Origin of the sequence: Erwinia sp. B116, assembly GCF_002865965.1 — a bacterium.
Taxonomy (GTDB): Bacteria; Pseudomonadota; Gammaproteobacteria; order Enterobacterales; family Enterobacteriaceae; genus Erwinia.
In genome coordinates, this window is sequence record NZ_JRZZ01000005.1 from 169349 (window position 1) to 188410 (window position 19062).

Sequence of the window (19062 nt, forward strand, 5' to 3'; positions counted from 1 at the left end):
CTGGCGTTACTGATGCCGGTACACCCGCGCCTCCCACGGCCGCAGCAGCTGCAGCTCGCCGTCATCAGGGTAGTTGCCCAGCACCCGCTGCCAGCCCTCTAACGCCAGCTGCGCAGGATCGACCTGCTGCGACACGCCGCTCAGGTTGGTCAGCACCAGAAACTGCTGCCGATCCTGCCTGCGCGTATAGGCGTAAATCGCCGGATGCTCCGCCAGCCGCAGCTGATACTGTCCGTAAACCAGCGCCGGTGAGGCCTTACGCAGCGCGATCAGCGCCCGGTAGAAGCTGAGCACCGACTGCTTATCCTCCCGCTGCTGCGCAACGTTAATCGCCGGATAATTGACGCTGGTCGCCAGCCACGGCGTGCCGGTGGTGAAACCGGCGTTGTGCTCCGCGCTCCACTGCATCGGCGTGCGCGAGTTATCACGGCAGATGCGGCTGAGCATCGCCAGGATATCGGCATCCGCCACGCCCTGCTGCTGCAGCCTGATCGCCCGGTTACGCGCCGCGATATCCTGGAAATCATTCAGGCTGGCGAAGCGGGTGTTGGTCATTCCCAGCTCCTGGCCCTGATAGATAAAGGGCGTCCCCTGCATCAGGAAGTACATGGCGGCAATCGCCGTGGCGCTCTCGCGCAGATACTGTTTATCATCACCCCAGTGCGACACCACGCGCGGGATATCGTGGTTTTCGACGTAGAGCGCGTTCCAGCCTTTCCCCTCCAGCTGCGTCTGCCAGCGGGTAAAGATCTGCTTCAGCGCCGGCACGTTGATGCCCGGCCCGTCGGCGGGCGGCGGATTGTCCTGCCACAGCTTGACGTGCTCAAACTGGAAGATCATATTCAGCCGCTGATGCCGCTCGCCGACCCAGGCTTCGGCCTGCTCCGCCGAGGCGCCGTTCATTTCACCCACCGTCATAATGTCGTAGCGGTTAAACACCTGCTCGCTCATCTCATCGACAAAATCGAGCAGGCCGGGGAAGTTAAGGTGCGCGTCGAAGGAGGGCACGTAAGCCAGCCCGTGCGGGTTTGGCAGATCCATCAGCCCCGGCTGCTTCTTCATATGGCAGATGGCGTCGATGCGGAAGCCGTCGATGCCCTTCTCCAGCCACCAGCGCATCATGTCGTACAGCGCATGGCGGGTGGCCGGATTTTCCCAGTTAAGGTCCGGCTGACGCGCCGAAAACAGATGCATAAAGTACTGATCGCTGCCCGCATCATATTTCCACGCCGGTTCGCTGAAGATGCTCTCCCAGTTGTTCGGCTCACGGCCCGCTTTACCGTCGCGCCAGATATACCAGTCGCGCTTTTCGCTATCACGTGACGATCGCGACTCAATAAACCACGGGTGCTCGTCCGAGGTGTGATTGACCACCAGGTCGAGGATCAGCCGCATACCGCGTGCGTGCACCTCCGCCAGCAGGCGGTCAAAGTCGGCCATGGTGCCGAACTCGGCCATAATCCCCTGATAGTCGCTGATATCGTAGCCGTTATCGTCGTTCGGCGACGGGTACATCGGGCAGAGCCAGATGACGTCAATGCCCAGCCACTGCAGGTAGTCGAGCCGTGCGGTGATGCCGTTAAGATCGCCAATGCCGTCGCCGTTGCTGTCCATAAAGCTGCGCGGGTAGATTTGATAGGCCACCGCCTCTTTCCACCAGCGCGCCGTGGTTAACTGATTCACAGATTACCGCCTTACATTAGTGAGGTTGTGCGGGCAGCAGGCGCGGAAACGCCTGCCCGTCAGGGTCAAACAGATAGCAGCACTCGGCCGGCAGGTGAATGCCGAGCGTGTCGCCCGCCGTCAGCCGCAGGCGATCCGGGTGGCGCACCACCCACGGCTCACCGCCGCTGCCGTTATCCAGATAGAGATACGTTTCATTACCCATCTGTTCAACGAACAGCACCCTGCCCTGATATTCACAGGCGCGGTCGCCGCCGCTGAGGATATGCTCCGGGCGAATGCCGACGCTGACGCGCTGCCCCTGCGCCGCCTGCGGGGTGGCCACCGGCAGCAGCAGGGTTTTGCCGTTATCCAGCGCCACCAGGCTCTGCGCCGCCCCCGCCCGCTGCAGAGTGGCCGGCATCAGGTTCATCTTCGGCGAGCCGATAAACTGCGCCACAAAGGTGTTGGCCGGCTGGTCATACAGCTCAAGCGGCGTACCCACCTGCTCAATACGCCCCTGATTCAGCACCACGATGCGGTCGGCCAGCGTCATCGCCTCCACCTGATCGTGGGTGACGTAAATAATGGTCGATCGCAGCCGCCGGTGCAGCGCCGCCACCTCCATACGCATCTGCACGCGCAGCGAGGCGTCAAGGTTGGAGAGCGGCTCGTCAAACAGGAACAGCCGCGGCTCGCGCACGATGGCGCGCCCCATCGCCACCCGCTGGCGCTGGCCGCCGGAGAGATCTTTCGGCCGCCGCTGCAGCAGCGGCTCCAGCTGCAGCGCGCTGGCGGTTTCATTCACCCGACGGGCGATCTCAGCGGCATCCACGCCGGCCATCTCCAGCGGGAACGCCATGTTTTTAAACACGTTCATATGCGGGTAGAGCGCGTAAGACTGAAACACCATGCCGACGCCGCGCTCCGCCGGGGTATGTTCGTTAACCCGGCTGCCGTCGATCAGCATCTCGCCGCTGCCGATCGCTTCCAGCCCGGCAATCATCCGCAGCAGCGTTGACTTGCCGCAGCCGGACGGGCCGACGATCACCACAAATTCGCCGCTGTTAATCTGTAAATCCAGCGATTTAATCACCTGGATATGGTTGCCGTACTGCTTTTGCAGTTTGTTCAGAGTCAGTTGCGCCATCACGCCCCCTGCTGATTTCAATGAGCCTGTGCAGGGGCAGCCGCCCCTGCGCACGGGTTTACTTCAGGTAGTCGAGCCACGGGCGCTGGCGGGCAATCATCAGATCGACCAGCTCCGGGATCGCTTTGCATTTGTCGTTAACCGAATCCACCAGCAGCGCCTGCACCACCAGGTCGCGCGACTGGTTGAGGATCGCCTCGGCGGTCAGATCGTGTACGCCGATCTGATTGGTCAGCAGCCCGGCGATACCCGGCGGGATATCGACGCTGATGCCGTGCACCCCTTTGCGGTCGATAATCGCCGGCACCTCTACCGCGATAAACTCCGGCAGCTGGCGGATATAGCCGCGGTTGGGAATATTGACCGCCGCCTCCTCGTAGCCGGAATCGCTGAGGATGCCCTCAATAATCGCCACCACCCGCTCCTTCATCTTCAGCTCAATCTTCGGCTGCACGTGGCCCAGGTAGTTGCGGTAGAAGGTATAGAAATCGAGAATGCCGCGATGGTCGCTGACCTCGCTGGCCCAGCGGATATACTCGCCAAAATGGCTGTCGGTGGTGATCGGCAGGTAGTTGAACTTCGCCAGCACCTCCTTAAACAGCGTGCGGTCGGCCCAGGGTTTGGCGCTGTCGCGGCCGCCCAGCCAGGCGCGCTCGGTGCTGCCTTCGGTCTCCACCAGCTGGCCGTGGGTACGCGCATAGTCGAGGATATCGCTGTAGCCCGGCAGGGTGGCAAAATAGTCCGGCGCTCTGGCGCGCACGTCAGCGTAGGCGTCGGCTCCGTTGTCCTTATATCGCGCCTCCAGCAGCACGCTGAAGTGATTAAGACCGGCAGCACGCAGCTGCAGGTTGTCAAACGAGGTGCCGAGCATTTCCGGCAGATAGCGCTCCAGCGAGGCGATTTCGTGGCACATGCCGACAAAGTTCAGCTGCGGGAAGCGACGATGCACGGTGGTGCAGATGCGGCTCATCGGGTTGGAGTAGTTAAACACCCAGGCATCCGGGCAGAGATCGGCCACGTCCGCGCAGATGTCGAGGATCGGTGGGATAATGCGCAGCGAGTGGAACAGGCCGCCGGGGCCGCCGTTCTCGCCGTACACCTGCTGAATGCCGAACTGCTGCGGGATCTGCCAGTCGAGATCCCACAGCGCAAAGCGATCGCCCACCTCGATGGAGATAATCACAAACTCCGCGCCTTTCAACGCCTCGCGCCGGTCGGTGGTGGCGCTGACGATAAACGGCAGATCCTCAGCCGCGAGGAAATCCCGCGCGGTTTTCTCGGTCACCGCCAGCGACGCCGGGTTGATGTCGTGCAGCACGATCTCACTGCCGTACAGCGCGGTACTCTGGAAGATATCCCCGAGGGTGCCGTAACCAAACTGCGCGCTGCCTGCCCCGACTAATACGATTTTTGTAGCCATTGCTTAACTCCTTGAGGAAAAAAGAACATCAACCTTTAACTGCACCGTTGGTCAGACCGCTGACGATGCGCCGCTGGAAAATCAGCACCAGCACCACGATCGGCAGGGTGACGATCACCGAGGAGGCCATAATGGTTCCCCACGGCAGCTCGTACTGCGAAGCGCCCTGCAGCATGCCGATCGCTACCGGCACGGTGCGCTTGTCACCGGAGATGACAAACGTCAGGGCGAACATAAATTCGTTCCACGCGCCGATAAACGCCAGCAGTCCGGTGGTGACCAGCGATGGCCCCATAATCGGCACGAAAATGCGGGTGATAATGGTCCAGGTGCTGGCCCCGTCGACAATCGCCGCCTCCTCCAGCTCCGGCGGGATGGCCTTCATAAAGGTGGTCAGCACCCAGACGGTGAACGGCAGCGAGAAGGTGGTGTAGGAGAGCACCAGCGCGCCCACCGAGTCATACAGGCCGAGAAAGCGCACCAGCTCAAACATGCCGGAGAGCACCGCCACCTGTGGGAACATCGACACGCAGAGAATGGTGAACAGCAGAAACTTGCGGCCACGAAACGGGATGCGCGCCAGCGCAAAGGCGGCGGTGATCGACACCAGCAGACAGAGGCCGACGGTCAGCGTCGCCACCAGCAGCGAGTTAAACAGGCTGCGCGCCATGCCGTTCTCCAGCAGCGCGTTGCGGTAGTTATCCCAGTGCAGGCCATCCGGCAGGTACGCCACCTGGAACAGCGCCTGGCCGCCGCGCAGCGAGGTGACGATGGCGTAGTAAAACGGGAACAGGCAGATAAGGCAGGCCAGCGCCGCACCGCCGTAAATCAACACGTTATGAGCAGTCAGTCGTGAATGCAGTTTCATTACGCTCTCTCCCGCCCGTTCAGGCGTCCGATCAGCAGAAAACAGGCCGCAATGCCGGCCACCATCATAAACACCAGCACCGAGGCCGCCGATCCCGCGCCCATCTGCTGGTAGCTGACCAGCTGGTCGCGGGCATAGCCGGAGACCGAAACCGTCGCCTCGCTGTTGGAGGTCAGCACGTAGATCAGGTCGAACACCCTGAGCGCGTCCATCACCCGGAAAATCAGCGCCACGATCAGCGCCGGCATAATCAGCGGCAGGGTAATGCGGCGGAAGCGCTGCCAGGCCCCGGCACCGTCCACCCGCGCCGCCTCGTAAAGGTCGCCGGGGATCAGCTGCAGCGCCGCCAGCAGCATCAGCGCCATAAAGGGCGTGGTTTTCCACACGTCGGCGACAATCACCGCCCACATCGACAGGTCGGGTTCTGCCACCCACGCCAGCGGCGTGCTGATGACGCCGATTTTCAGCAGCAGGTCGTTAATCACCCCGTACTGGTCGTGGAACATCCAGCCCCACATCTTGGCGGTAACGATGGTCGGGATCGCCCATGGCACCAGAATGGCGGTGCGTACCAGCCCCTGGCCACGAAAACGCTGATTCATCAGCAGCGCCAGCAGCAGGCCGAACAGCAGCTCCAGCGACACCGAAATGGCGCTGAACCACAGGGTGTTGCCCACCGCCTGCCACCACTGGGGATCGGCCAGAATGCCGAAGGTCTGCCCGTCCGCCAGCGGGTCAAGGTAGTTGCGCAGACCAACAAAGCGGTACTCCTCCGGCGCGTCGAGCATCGCGTCGGTAAAGCTGTAGAACAGCGTGCGCAGCAGCGGCCAGCCCGCCACGGCGGCCAGCAGCAGCAGCGCGGGGGCCACCAGCAGCCAGGCGACGCGTCGCCGCCGCTGTTGCCAGTTAAGGCGGCCGCGCGCGGCGGCGACCGCTGGGGAGGCCACAGGCGCGGCCTGCGGGGGAAGTGCATGGGTTTCAGGTTTCATCGGTCAGCTCCGGTTCGGTTGCAGGGCGCTCAGCGCCACTCTCTGGCTTTAATCCGTTCCAGCCGCTGCTGAAGATCCGCAACGGCGGTGGCCCCATCGCTGTTACCGCGTAATACATTGAAGGTGGCGTTATAGGTCGCCCGCGACACCTGGGCGTACTGGCGGCGGGTCTGGGTGGCCGGGCGCGGTACCGCCCGGGAGAAAATGGTTTTCAGCTGTCCGAGGTAAGCGGCCTGCGCCAGCACCTCAGGCTGGTCATACAGCGCGGTGCGCGACGGCGCGAGGCCGAGCAGCGCCAGCGCGCGCTTCTGTGACTGCGCGTCGCTGACAATTTTCAGCAGCGCAATCGCCGCCTGCGGGTTTTTGCTGTACGCGCTGACTGCCCACTGCCAGCCGCCCAGCGTATTGACCGACTGGCCGCCCTCACCCGCCGGCAGCGGCATCACCCCGACCTTACCGCGCACCGGGCTGCTGCTGTCCTGCGCCAGCACCCAGGCGTAGAGCCAGTTGCGCATAAACAGCGCATCGCCGTTCTGGAACAGCGCACGCGCCTCCTCTTCCATGTAGCCCAGCGTGCCTTTCGGCGAGATATGGCCGATCCAGCCCGCCGCCATATCAAGAGAGCGGGCCGCCTGCGGGTTGTTGACGGTGATGGTGCCATCGGGGTCGATAATACGGCCGCCGTTGCTGCCGGCGATCCACTCCAGCGCGTTGCAGGTCAGCCCCTCGTAGGCTTTGCCCTGAAACACCAGGCCCCAGAACTGCTTATGGCCCTGCTGACGTTCGGCCTGCTGAATACGTTCGCTGGTGGCCGTCAGCTCCGCCCAGCTTTGCGGCGGCTGCTCACCATATTTTTCCAGCAGATCGCGGCGGTAGTAGAGCACGCCGGTATCAAGGAACGCGGGCACCGCCTTCACCCGGCCGTTCACCAGGTTGTTCTGCCAGGCGGACGGGAAGAAGTCGTCGCGAATATCCGCGACCGCATCGGTGAGATCCAGCAGGTGCCTGTTGAGGATGCCGATCCACACCGTATCGGCCTGGAACAGATCAACCGCCCCGGCGTCTTTGGCGGCGAACAGCTGCTGAAACAGCGACAGCTTCTCGTCAGAGGCGCGCGGCAGCTCAATAAACTGCAGGGTGTGACCGGTCTGCGCTTCAAAGCGCTGTTTGATCTCGTTGCAGAACTGCCGCCCCTCTTTGCTCGGGGTACACTCCATTCGCAACGTATCCGCCCGTGCCACGGCGCAGAGCACCAGCGTGGCAGCAAACAGACCCGCAATCGCATTTTTCATGGCTTCCTCTCAGTCAGCAGCCGGAACCTCAGCTGAGAAGAAAAGTAGCGAAAGCCTGCTATCGAAGGAAATCGATAATTTGCGCTACGCTATAGAAACTTTCTATACCACTGCGGGAAATTATGATCGTGGACAAAATTTTGCGGCAGTTTATCGAAGTAGCGAAGTTTCAAAATGTGAGCCATGCAGCAAACAAGCTCTGCCTCAGCCAGCCGACGCTGACCCATAACATGAAGAAACTGGAGGAGAATCTCGGCGTGCCGCTGCTGGAGCGCACCTCCAGCGGGGTGAAAACCACGGAATTTGGCGAACTGCTGCTGGAGCAGGCGCAGATGATGCAGCGTATCTACGACAACACGCTGCTAAAGCTGGCCTCGATCAAGGCGCGGCAGACGCAGAGCCTGCGCATGGGCACCGGCCACGCCTGGTGGGTGATGTTCGTGCGCGACAGCTTTAACGCCTACCGCAGCCGCCATCCCGGGGTGAATATCCACGTCGATCTCGGCAACCATCTGCGGCTGATGGATCTGCTGCTCGGCGGCGATATCGACCTGTTTATCGGCCATGAGATCCAGGGGCTGAACCCGGGGGCGGGGATCCGTTTCCTGCCGCTGTTCACCACCCGCGACAGCTACTACGTGCGCAGCGGCCACCCGCTGCTGGGCCGCCCGATCGAACCGCACGAGCTGCTGGATTACAACCTGGTCGAGCTGACGCCGGACGAGAGTCGCTATCAGCATATGATGGATGATATGCAGGCCAAGCGCACGCTGCGCAACCGGCTGCACCTGGCCGAGCGGGTGATCTGGTCAAGCAATTCGCTGATGGCGGCGGTGGATATGGTCAACGACTCGGACGGTATTCTGCTCACCTATCCGCGCTGCATGGCGGGGTACTTTGCGCAGTACGGCCTGCAGCCGCTGCAGACCACCACCGGCAGCCCTAATCTGTCGGTGGGCATCTATCTGATGCGTGAAAAGGCGGATACCCAGCCGGTGGTGGAGATGCAGGCGCTGCTCAGTCACTATCTGGACGCGGTGCGCCCGCTGGTCAGCTGAATACCTTACCCGGCGGTGAATGTTCCTGCCGGCTGCCTCCACTGGCGGGCTGAACCGCCATCCGGCCTGCCGCATCTGCAGACGGACTGAACGTCGCCGCGTTCAGTCCGTCTGCAGAGCGGGCTCAGCCAATCGCCCCCAGGCTGTCCTCGTCGTTGCCCTGTTTCTTCGGCAGCAGGAACAGGGTGGCGACGATATCCAGCAGGTAGATCAGCGCCAGCAGGGTGATCGCCGCCACAAAGGAGTAGTGCAGGGCCAGCAGACCAATCACCAGCGGGCCGAAGCCGCCGACGCCGCGCCCGAGGTTAAACAGCACGTTCTGCGCGGTGGCGCGCACCTTCACCGGGTACGTGTCGGAGATCAGCGCGCCATAGCCGCCGATCATGCCGTTAACGAACAGCCCCATCAGCGCACCGGTAAACAGCATCACCGTCGGGTCACGCAGCTGGGCGTAGACCACCACCATCACCACCGCACCAATCTGATAAATCAGGAAAATCTTCCAGCGGGCGAAGCGGTCGGCCAGCAGGCCAAACAGCCAGATGCCGAAGGTCATACCGACCACCGTCACCGCCGTCCACAGGCCCGATTTAGTGAGTGAGAAACCGAACTGGCTGGAAAGGTAACTCGGCATCCAGATCATCAGCCCGTAGTAGCCGAAGTTCTGCACCGAGCAGAGGATAAAGATGCCGATGCTGGCCTTACCGGTGGCCCGGTCGGCAAACAGCAGCTTCAGCCGGGTGGCAAAGGATAACCCCTGATTGACGTCAACGTGGCGGGTAAAGGCCTCCGGCTCGCCCATACCTCGGCGGATGGCAAACGAGGCCAGCGCCGGCAGCAGCCCGACCAGGAACATGCCGCGCCAGCCGATAACATCCAGCAGCAGCGGGGTGATAAACGCCGCCAGCAGTACGCCGAGCTGCCAGCCCATCCCCACCCACGCCGAGGCGCGGTTACGTTTGTTGGCCGGCCAGGCTTCGGCGATCAGCGCCATGCCAATGCCGAACTCGCCGCCCAGCCCCATCCCCGCCAGCGTGCGGTAGGCCAGCAGATCCCAGTAGCCCTGCGCCACCGCACACAGCCCGGTAAACAGCGAAAACATCAGGATAGTGAAGGTCAGCACGCGAATGCGGCCCAGCCGGTCGCTGAGGTGGCCAAACAGGATACCGCCAAGCACCGCGCCGATCAGCGTCCAGGTGACCAGCGAACCGGCCTGTGAGGCGGTCAACGCCAGCCCGGCGCTGATGGCCGGCAGCATAAAGCCGAGGATCAGCAGATCGAAGCCGTCCATTGCGTAGCCGCTGACGGCGGCGACCATGGCTTTGCCCGGCGTAACGCCGCGCGATTCAGGGGAGGAAGCAGACATGAATTCAACACCTTGAGGATCAATTGTGCGCGCAGTATACGGGATTAGCAGGCTAACGACATATCTGACGACCCGACCAGGCGAAGGATAACCGCCGGCGACCGCGCACGGGTCCAGTACTGGCAGAAGCGATCGTCAGAACCTGTCAGGGGCGGGCAGAATGCGAAAAGGAGCAGGGCCTGAGGCCAGAAGGCGGGAAGCAGTAGCAGTAGCAGTAGCAGTAGCAGTAGCAGTAGCAGTAGCAGTAGCAGTAGCAGTAGCAGTAGCAGTAGCAGTCAGTTTAACAGCCACCGCCGCCGGAAGAGCAACAGGGCGCTCGCCACCGCGATGCGCCCTGTCTGCGGTTACGCCGGGTTGCTGCCGCCATCTTCACCGGCCAGCAGCTTATCCAGCCGATCGCCGCCCACGTGGCGGAAGTCCTGACCTTTAACGAAGTAGAAGATGATTTCGCAGATGTTCTGGCAGCGGTCACCGATGCGTTCGATGGCACGGGCGCAGAACAGCGCGGTCAGCACGCTCGGGATGGTGCGCGGATCTTCCATCATATAGGTCATCAGCTGACGCACGATGCCCTCATACTCCTGATCCACCTTCTTATCTTCGCGATAAATTTCAATCGCTTCGTTAATATCCATTCGCGCAAACGCGTCCAGCACGTCGTGCAGCATCTGCACGGTGTGGCGGCCCAGCGACTCCAGGCTGACCAGCAGCGGCTGCTGCTGCTGGGTGAACTTCTCCAGCGCGGTGCGGCAGATCTTCTCGGCCACGTCGCCGATGCGTTCCAGCTCGGAGATGGTTTTAATGATCGCCATCACCAGGCGCAGGTCGCTGGCGGTCGGCTGGCGCTTGGCGATGATGCGCACGCAGGCCTCGTCGATCGCCACTTCCATCATATTGACCTTGTGGTCACCTTCGATCACCTTGTTGGCCAGCTCGGTGTCCTGGTTGTGCATCGCTGTGATCGCGTCGGTCAGCTGCTGCTCCACCATGCCGCCCATGGTCATCACCTGGGTACGGATATGCTCCAGCTCGGCGTTGAACTGGCCGGAGATATGTTTGTTCAGATTTAAACTATCCATCGTAAACTCCAGACCTGTTTTAAACAGGCGTTATAAATTCCGTCATTCCGGGCGCGGGCTGCCCGCCGCCGCAGAATGGCAAGGGTCATCACCTGTTTTCAGCCGTAGCGGCCGGTAATGTAATCTTCGGTCTGCTTCTGAGCGGGCTTGGTGAACAGCGTGTCGGTATCGCTGAACTCGATCAGCTCGCCCAGGTACATAAACGCGGTGTGATCCGAGCAGCGTGCCGCCTGCTGCATATTGTGCGTCACGATCACCACGGTGTAATCCTGTTTTAACTCGGTAATCAGCTCTTCGATGCGGCCGGTGGAGATCGGGTCCAGCGCCGAGCAGGGCTCGTCGAGCAGCAGCACTTCCGGGCGGATGGCGATGCCGCGGGCGATGCACAGACGCTGCTGCTGGCCGCCGGAGAGGCTGTAACCGCTCTGGTGCAGCTTGTCTTTGGTCTCGTTCCACAGCGCGGCTTTGGTCAGCGCCCACTGCACGCGCTCGTCCATATCGGCGCGGGAGAGCTTCTCAAACAGGCGCACGCCGAAGGCGATGTTGTCGTAAATCGACATCGGGAACGGCGTTGGCTTCTGGAACACCATGCCGACGCGGGCGCGCAGCAGGGCGATATCCTGGCTGTTGGTGAGGATGTTGTCACCGTCCAGCAGGATTTCACCTTCGGCACGCTGCTCCGGGTAGAGCGAGAACATTTTGTTAAAGGTGCGCAGCAGGGTGGATTTGCCACAGCCGGACGGGCCGATAAACGCCGTCACCTGATTTTTCGCGATATTCAGGTTAATGTTTTTCAGCGCGTGAAATTTTCCGTAGTAGAAGTTCAAATCACGAACCTGAATCATCTTAGCGGAAGTACTCATCTGTTTAGTCTCACTTGGCCCGCGCCGCCGGGGCAGCGCGGTGAAATTAATGTTTGCTCTTAGCGAAAATCACGCGAGCCAGAATATTCAGTAACAGTACGCACAGCGTGATAATCAGCACGCCCGCCCAGGCCAGGCTCTGCCATTCGGCAAACGGGCTCATGGCGAACTTAAAGATGGTCACCGGCAGGTTGGCCAGCGGCTGCATCATGTCGGTGCTCCAGAACTGGTTCGACAGCGAGGTGAACAGCAGCGGTGCGGTCTCACCGGCGATACGGGCAATTGCCAGCAGTACCCCGGTCAGAATGCCGGAGATCGACGCCTTCAGCGTTATCGCCGAGATCATCTTCCACTTCGGCGTACCCAGCGCGTAGGCCGCTTCACGCAGGCTGTCCGGCACCAGCTTGAGCATATTCTCCGTGGTGCGAATCACGATCGGGATCTGCAGCAGCGCCAGCGCCACCACCCCGGCCCAGCCGGAGAAGTGCTTCATCTGCGCCACCACGATGGTGTAGACAAACAGGCCGACCACTATCGATGGGGCTGACAGCAGAATATCGTTAATAAAGCGGATCACCTCGGCCAGCCAGCCTTTGCGGCCATACTCGGCCAGGTAGACGCCGGCCAGAATGCCCAGCGGCGTACCGAACACCGTCGACCAGAGGATCAGCAGGCCGCTGCCCGCGAGGGCGTTAGCCAGGCCACCGCCGGCGGTGTTCGGCGGCGGGGTGTTTTCGGTGAACAGCGCCAGCGACATACCTTCGAAGCCACGGGTCACGGTGGCGAAGAGGATCCACACCAGCCAGAACAGGCCAAAAGCCATGGTGCCCAGCGACAGCGCCAGCGCGATGCGGTTCTTGGTGCGGCGCCATGCCTGCATTTTACGGCGTGAGGCTTCCAGTTCAGCGCGGGACTGCATTTCCATAGTGGTCATGAGCGCGCTCCTTCACTTTTCGCCAGACGGGAGATCATCAGCTTGGAACAGGCCAGCACGATAAAGGTGATCACGAACAGGATCAGCCCCAGCTCCATCAGCGCCGCGGTATGTACGCCGGATTCGGCTTCGGCAAACTCGTTGGCCAGCGCCGAGGTAATACTGTTGCCCGGCATAAACAGCGAGGCGCTGTCCAGCTGGTAGGTGTTACCGATAATAAAGGTCACCGCCATGGTCTCCCCCAGCGCGCGGCCAAGGCCGAGCATAATGCCGCCGATCACGCCGTTTTTAGTAAACGGCAGCACCACCCGCCAGATCACCTCCCAGGTGGTGCAGCCGATGCCGTAGGCCGACTCTTTCATCATCACCGGGGTCTGTTCAAACACGTCACGCATTACCGAAGCGATATACGGAATGATCATGATCGCCAGGATAATCCCGGCCGCGAGGATACCGATACCGAACGCCGGGCCGGAGAACAGCGCGCCAACGATCGGGATATTGGCCATCACGTCACCCAGCGGCTGCTGGAAGTAGGTGGCAAACAGCGGGGCGAAGATAAACAGCCCCCACATGCCGTACACGATACTGGGGATCGCGGCCAGCAGTTCGATGGCAATGCCCAGCGGGCGGCGCAGCCAGTTGGGAGCCAGCTCGGTCAGGAACAGGGCAATACCGAAGCTGACCGGCACGGCGATTAGCAGCGCGATCACCGAGGTGACGATGGTGCCGTAGATCGGTACCAGCGCACCAAACTGTTCGTTAGGGGCATCCCACTCTTTGGTCCACAGGAAAGAAAAACCAAATTTCTGGATGCTCGGCCATGAGGAGTAGACCAGCGAAACGATAATGCCGCCGAGCAGCAACAGCACAATCAGCGCAGCCAGTTTAACCAGCGCGCCGAAAATGATGTCACCCTGTTTCCCCGGGGCTTTGAATGTCGGCTTGGTTGCAGCCATAGGATTCTCGACTTGTAGAGGATAGGGGCGGCGTCAAAGCCGCCCGATGCGCGGGCCGGGCAGAGCCGGCCCCGCGACTGCTTAGTACAGCGCTTTACCAGAGCTGTCTTTCACATTGGTTTTCCAGGCGGCACGGATCTGGCTGATAACCGACTCAGGCAGGGACGCATAGTCCAGGCCAGCGGTGGTTTTGCCGCCGTTTTTGTAGGCCCAGTCAAAGAACTTCAGCACCTCTGCGCCTTTCTCGGCGTTAGCCTGCTCTTTGTGCAGCAGGATAAAGGTGGTGGAGGTGATTGGCCACGCGTTGTCGCCTTTCTGGAAGGTCAGATCCTGAGCAAAGGATTTGCTCCAGTCTGCGCCTTTGGCCGCATCGCTGAAGCTCTGCTCGCCAGGGGAGATCGCTTTACCGTCGGCATCCACCAGCTTGGTGTAGGCCAGATTGTTCTGCTTAGCGTAAGCGTATTCTACGTAGCCGATTGAGCCCGGCAGACGCTGAACAAACGCGGCCACGCCGTCGTTACCTTTACCGCCCAGACCGGTTGGCCAGTTAACGGTGCTGCCTTTACCAATCTTGCTGCTCCAGTCGCTGTTGACTTTAGACAGGTAGCTGGTGAAGACGAATGAGGTGCCGGAACCGTCAGCGCGGCGCACCACGTTGATGTTCGAATCAGGCAGTTTCACGCCGGGGTTCAGTTTGGTGATCGCCGCGTCGTTCCACTTGGTGATGGTGCCCAGGTAGATGTCGCCAACGGTTTTACCGTCGAGGATCAGCTGGCCGGACTTGATACCAGGAATATTAACTGCCAGTACCACGCCGCCAATAACCGTCGGAAACTGGAACAGGCCGTTCTTTTCCAGGTCTTCATCTTTCATTGGCGCATCAGAGGCACCGAAATCAACGGTTTTAGCGATGATCTGCTTCACGCCGCCGGAAGAACCGATGCCCTGATAGTTAACCTGGTTGCCCGTCGCGGTGTTGTACTCAGCGGCCCATTTGTTGTAAACCGGCGCCGGGAAGGTACCGCCTGCGCCGGTCAGGTTGGTGGCTGCCACGGCAGAGAAGGCGCTCACAGAAAGGGTGACTGCGACGAATTGAGCCAGAGTTTTGTGCATCAGTGTCATGTTCCCTCCAGGGGATAAAAAGGTCAGGCTGTGTGGCCGTTTGTCTGATTAATGATTGCTGCTGGAGGCAAAATAGGACAGTTTGGTGACAGTAAAATGTACGTTATATGACACTTTTGTGACTGCGGTCGTGAATCGTGACGTGATGAATTATTCGACTGACCGTTCAGTGAAACGACGGTCGCGTTGCTTCCGCTCTGCTGCCAGCGTCGGGGAAAGCCTGAGCAGCAGAGCGGGGGTTAGGATAAGGTTATTGTGCCACTTCCAGCGTGAACTGCTGCTGTTGCTGCGGCGCATCGCTCAGCATTCGCCCGCTGAGGGAAACCCGATTGCTGCTGTCCACCTGCAGATAGTAGTGGGTCAGGGTGCTTATCCGCATATCGCTGAGGGAAACGACATCACCCAACTCAAGGCAGCCCCGGTGTGTTTTATCCACCGCCGACAGATAAAGATCGTAGGAAGCAGACTTCGAATCTAAGTAGTAAACCCCGTTCGGACGCCACATCTCCCAGAAATTATTGCTGCCGGCCGACTTTATCTTGAGGTAGGTACCCGGGTTAGGCAGCAGACAGGAAGAGGGCCACAGCTCCTTACCGGTATCGATCCATTCATAAAGGCTGAACCGGTGCGCCTGCGATTTATCCGCCGTCAGCGTCAGATACTCGCCGCTGCTGCCGGCGATATAGCGGCCATCCAGCTGCGATTTCAGCACCACATTTTGATAACGCGCACTGTCTTTGGCCTTAAACGCCGGAACCGCTTCTGCACCGGGGGTATATGCCACTACCGGATAATGGTCTGAATACTCGGCAAAATTGGCCGCACTGTAGTTAAAGAAGTCCGGCGCTGACGAGGGTTGTAAGGCCCGTAAGGTGATGCCGGCATCCACGTTATCCTTAAACGACAGAACATAGTCGAGATACTCCCCTTTACTGCCCGGCCAGCTCCAGCCGGTCAGCTTATTGGTCTGCGGGTCCCAGGTGCTGTCTGCCCCCTCATAACGCGGCTCCACTACGTGCAGATGCTGCAACATCTGCCGGTATTCATCACTCCCCTTATTGACGTTAAGATCGCCGGCGATAAACACCCGTTCGTCAGCCGGAATGTGTTTCTCCAGCACCCAGTTACGGATCTCTTCAAACTGTGCGATACGGTACCAGGCATCGCTGCCCTGACTGCACAGGCTGTCCACCGCCTGAGTATGGGTGCCAAAAACGTGAATAATTTCGCCGCTGCCGTTCAGCGCGATTCTGGCATACACGGCACCCTTGGCCGCCACCGCGTCAAAACCACAGCCTTTATTATGAAAAATCATCTGTTCACGCTGCAGAATTTTATGGCGGCTGACAATTGCCACGCCACCGTTTTCAAGCTGCAGCGGGCTCCAGTTATTCTTTTTCGCATTCCAGCACTGATTATCGTTGCACTCTTTCTCTACCGGGGTGAAAGCCCGGCTCAGCACCGGGGTTTGCCAACGGTATCCCTGCTGAGAAAGACCATCCAGCAGGCGGTTGGTATCGTGCAGCGTGAACGCTTCATTAAGAACAATGACATCTGCATCGTTAAACAGCTTTCCCTTCAACATCAAATCAACGCGATCGCCCATCGTCAGCGGCCCGATGGTGGCCGGTGGCTGCGCCAGCAGGAAGGTATTGAAGGTCATAATTTTTACCGGCTCTGCCTGCACAAAAGAGGTAATACCCAGTAGTAGGCCGATTATCGTCCTGATTTTTAGCATGATTATTCCGTTCATCATTGAAAGATGCCCGATGATATCGGCTAAAAATGTGACTGCCAGAGATCAGATCTTAGTGAAATGATTTTAAGCAGAAATCCCTCTCATCCTTCCGGTCACGCCCTCACAACAGGCGCATTTCTGGCGATCGCCCTCTTTGCTACTGCCTTTACCACCCGCGAACGTTAACGCTGTCCGGGTTTAACTTTTCTGTCCCAACGCTTAAGAGGAATCGCGATGAACATTACTGCGGCTGTTGTTAATCAGACTAATGACCCTTACCAGCTGGAAACCTTAACGCTCACCCCACTGCAGGAAGATGAAGTGCGCGTCAGGGTGGTCGCCTCCGGCATCTGCCACTCCGATGAGGCGATGCGCGTCGGCGACGGGCCGCACCCGTTCCCGGCCGTGTTCGGCCATGAAGGTGCGGGTATCGTTGAGCAGGTGGGCAGCCGGGTGCGCGGCATTCAGCCCGGCGACCACGTGGTGATGTCGTATGCCTGGTGCGGCCACTGTGCTTACTGCCGCCACGGCCATCCGTCACACTGCGTGGACTTCCACAAAATGAACTCTGACGGCCTGCGCCATGACGGCAGCACGCTGTTTCAGCGGGAAGACGGGACGCCGGTGACCAGCTTCTTTTACCAGTCCTCCTTTGCCACTTACACCAACACCACCGCCAACAACCTGATCGTGGTGGATAAGGCGCTGGATCTGCGGCTGATGGCCCCGCTGGCCTGCGGCCTGCTGACCGGCTCCGGCACGGTCTTTAACGCGCTGAAACCGGCACCGGGCAGCGCGATGGCGGTGTTTGGCACCGGCGCGGTGGGCATGGCGGCGATCATGGCGGCGAAAATTGCCGGCTGCGATCCGATTATCGCCGTCGATATTCATGACCAGCGCCTCTCGCTGGCGAAGGAGCTGGGGGCAACCCACACCATTAACAGCACGAAAGCACAGGCGACGACAGCCATCCGCGAGCTGACCGGCGGCAAAGGGGTGGCGTATGCGCTGGATACCAGCGGCCTGACCAGCGTGATGCAAAGCGCGCTGGAGAGCGTGGCGATTGGCGGCACCTTTGCACCGCTGGCGGTGGCGCGCCCGGAGCTGGCCCTGAACCCGATGCGCGATCTGATCGCCGTCAGCCGCCATATTGCCGGGGTGCTGATGGGCGATGCGGTGCCGCAAAGCAGCATTCCACAGCTGATTCGCTGGTATCAGAACGGCCAGTTTCCCTTCGATAAGCTGGTAAAATTCTACGATTTTGCCGATATCAACCAGGCGCAGGCAGACTCGGCCAGCGGCCTGGCGATCAAACCGGTGCTGATTATCGATCGCAGCTATGCGCCTGCGCAGGCCGCCGGTTGAGGGCGAAAGGCCACCGTTTCAAAGGCAGGCCACCGTGCCCGGGGCCTGTCTGAAGCCTGTCTGGCAGGATAACGGACTGCGCGGCGCCGGTACGGCAGTATTGAAGATCCGTCATCGCGCAACCCTGCCGGCCGGCATACGCGTTAGGTGGCCGCATACAGCCGCTGCGCTTTACGCGGCCGCGCCGCCCACAACGAGGCCGCGACGATCATTCCGCCGCCCACCCAGGCGCTGGTGCTGAGCTGTTCCTGCAGCCAGACGGTGGCAAACAGCGCGCCAAACAGCGGCTCTGACCCCATCAGCAGCGCGGCGCGGGTCGGTGTGGTGCGCTTCAGGGCGTAGTTCTGCGCGAAGAAGGCGAACAGCGTGCACAGCCCCACCAGCCACAACGTCGCCAGCCAGAACGCCGGGCTGACCGGCAGCGGCGGGATGCCTTTTGCCGTCACCAGCAGCAGCAACAGGGCGCCGCTGGCGACGACACCGGTTTGCACACAGGTCAGCGCCAGCGCCGGGATCTCGCGATGCCGCGTCAGCTTTTTGGTCAGGCAGACCATCAGCGCGCGCAGCAGTGCCGCCGCCAGCATCAGCCCGTCCCCCGCGTTCAGCGTCAGCGGGCTGGCCCCGGTCAGCAGCAGCGCGCCGCACAGCGACAGCAGCGCCGCCAGCAGAATGTCGTTTTCAGGTCGCTGGCGCAGCAGCAGCCACTCCACCAGCGGCGTCAGCACCACGCACAGGCCGATCAGAAACGCGGCGTTGCTGGCGCTGGTGTGGGCGATGCCGTAAGTCTCGCAGAGGAAAATAGCTAACAGCACGCCGCCCAGGACCAGCCCCGGGCCTGCCGCCTGTCGCCAGTGGCGGCGCAGCGTCGGCAGCAGAACAGCGAAGGTCAGCCCGAAGCGGATAAACAGAAAGCCCGCTACCGGGTAAAACCACAGCGCCTGCTTCGCCACGCCGTAGCTGCTGCCCCAGACCATCGCCACCGCCAGTAACATCCACTCCGCACCGCCCGTGCGGTACCGCTGCTGTTGTTCCACCGTTTTCCCGCCCTCTGTACGTTTACCTGCGCCAAGTATGCTATTTTTCCTCAGGCGGAATAATCCGTGCCGGCAAACAAGACTTTTGCGCTATGCGAACAAATCAGCTGATGGGCCTGCTGCCGTATATGGCGGTGTTTGTAAAAGTGGTGGAGCTGGGCAG

General features: G+C 60.8%; 16 protein-coding genes. 2 read left to right on the forward strand and 14 right to left on the reverse strand.

The window, feature by feature from the left end; translation table 11 throughout:
* Positions 1-6 precede the first annotated feature (6 nt).
* Genes NV64_RS06065 through NV64_RS06090 form a run of 6 tightly spaced genes read right to left on the reverse strand, consistent with a single transcriptional unit; the run spans position 7 to position 7381 of the window.
* Positions 7-1683, reverse strand: coding sequence for an alpha-glucosidase (locus tag NV64_RS06065; protein WP_101505536.1), 1677 nt, complete (start codon positions 1681-1683; stop codon positions 7-9).
* 16 nt (positions 1684-1699) lie between these two features.
* A complete protein-coding gene (locus NV64_RS06070; protein ID WP_101505537.1) occupies positions 1700-2812 on the reverse strand; it encodes an ABC transporter ATP-binding protein in 1113 nt (370 codons plus the stop codon).
* Positions 2813-2870: 58 nt separating this feature from the next.
* Complete coding sequence (locus tag NV64_RS06075; protein WP_101505538.1) at positions 2871-4232, reverse strand: alpha-glucosidase; 1362 nt, start codon at positions 4230-4232, stop codon at positions 2871-2873.
* Between the two features lie 28 nt (positions 4233-4260).
* On the reverse strand, positions 4261-5100 hold the full coding sequence (locus NV64_RS06080; protein ID WP_056241049.1) for a carbohydrate ABC transporter permease: 840 nt from the start codon (positions 5098-5100) through the stop codon (positions 4261-4263).
* The gene (locus NV64_RS06085; RefSeq protein ID WP_056241052.1) at positions 5100-6089 is read right to left on the reverse strand and encodes a carbohydrate ABC transporter permease; all 990 of its coding nucleotides are present in this window, start codon (positions 6087-6089) and stop codon (positions 5100-5102) included. Before NV64_RS06085 ends, NV64_RS06080 begins: the two co-directional genes overlap by 1 nt.
* Positions 6090-6118: 29 nt before the next feature.
* Positions 6119-7381 (reverse strand): ABC transporter substrate-binding protein, encoded by a 1263-nt coding sequence (locus NV64_RS06090; protein ID WP_056241055.1) that lies wholly within the window; start codon positions 7379-7381, stop codon positions 6119-6121.
* A gap of 122 nt (positions 7382-7503) precedes the next feature.
* Between NV64_RS06090 and NV64_RS06095 the strand changes: the two genes are divergently transcribed.
* Positions 7504-8439 (forward strand): LysR family transcriptional regulator, encoded by a 936-nt coding sequence (locus tag NV64_RS06095; RefSeq protein ID WP_056241058.1) that lies wholly within the window; start codon positions 7504-7506, stop codon positions 8437-8439.
* A gap of 124 nt (positions 8440-8563) precedes the next feature.
* Here NV64_RS06095 and NV64_RS06100 read toward each other — a convergent pair whose 3' ends face one another.
* The 7 genes from NV64_RS06100 to NV64_RS06130 all read right to left on the reverse strand — a co-directional run bounded on the left by NV64_RS06100 (position 8564) and on the right by NV64_RS06130 (position 16500).
* On the reverse strand, positions 8564-9805 hold the full coding sequence (locus tag NV64_RS06100; protein WP_101505539.1) for an MFS transporter: 1242 nt from the start codon (positions 9803-9805) through the stop codon (positions 8564-8566).
* A gap of 344 nt (positions 9806-10149) precedes the next feature.
* Complete coding sequence (gene phoU / locus NV64_RS06105) at positions 10150-10884, reverse strand: phosphate signaling complex protein PhoU (RefSeq protein WP_056241067.1); 735 nt, start codon at positions 10882-10884, stop codon at positions 10150-10152.
* 98 nt (positions 10885-10982) lie between these two features.
* Positions 10983-11747: a phosphate ABC transporter ATP-binding protein PstB gene (gene pstB, locus NV64_RS06110; protein ID WP_056241071.1), complete on the reverse strand. Its 765-nt coding sequence runs from the start codon at positions 11745-11747 to the stop codon at positions 10983-10985.
* A gap of 46 nt (positions 11748-11793) precedes the next feature.
* On the reverse strand, positions 11794-12681 hold the full coding sequence (gene pstA, locus NV64_RS06115) for a phosphate ABC transporter permease PstA (protein WP_101505540.1): 888 nt from the start codon (positions 12679-12681) through the stop codon (positions 11794-11796).
* Complete coding sequence (gene pstC / locus NV64_RS06120) at positions 12678-13640, reverse strand: phosphate ABC transporter permease PstC (RefSeq protein WP_056241078.1); 963 nt, start codon at positions 13638-13640, stop codon at positions 12678-12680. The genes pstA and pstC overlap by 4 nt, the downstream gene beginning before the upstream one ends.
* Positions 13641-13721: 81 nt before the next feature.
* Entirely contained in the window at positions 13722-14762 is a 1041-nt protein-coding gene (gene pstS, locus NV64_RS06125; RefSeq protein ID WP_101505541.1) for a phosphate ABC transporter substrate-binding protein PstS, read from the reverse strand.
* Between the two features lie 250 nt (positions 14763-15012).
* Positions 15013-16500 (reverse strand): sphingomyelin phosphodiesterase, encoded by a 1488-nt coding sequence (locus NV64_RS06130; RefSeq protein ID WP_056241081.1) that lies wholly within the window; start codon positions 16498-16500, stop codon positions 15013-15015.
* A gap of 234 nt (positions 16501-16734) precedes the next feature.
* On the opposite strand from NV64_RS06130, the gene NV64_RS06135 reads away from it, so the two are divergent.
* Positions 16735-17865: an NAD(P)-dependent alcohol dehydrogenase gene (locus tag NV64_RS06135; protein WP_056241082.1), complete on the forward strand. Its 1131-nt coding sequence runs from the start codon at positions 16735-16737 to the stop codon at positions 17863-17865.
* Positions 17866-18008: 143 nt separating this feature from the next.
* Here the strand turns inward: NV64_RS06135 and NV64_RS06140 are convergent, their stop codons facing one another.
* Positions 18009-18899, reverse strand: a complete 891-nt coding sequence (locus NV64_RS06140) for a DMT family transporter (protein ID WP_199177627.1) — start codon at positions 18897-18899, stop codon at positions 18009-18011.
* Between the last annotated feature and the right edge of the window lie 163 nt (positions 18900-19062).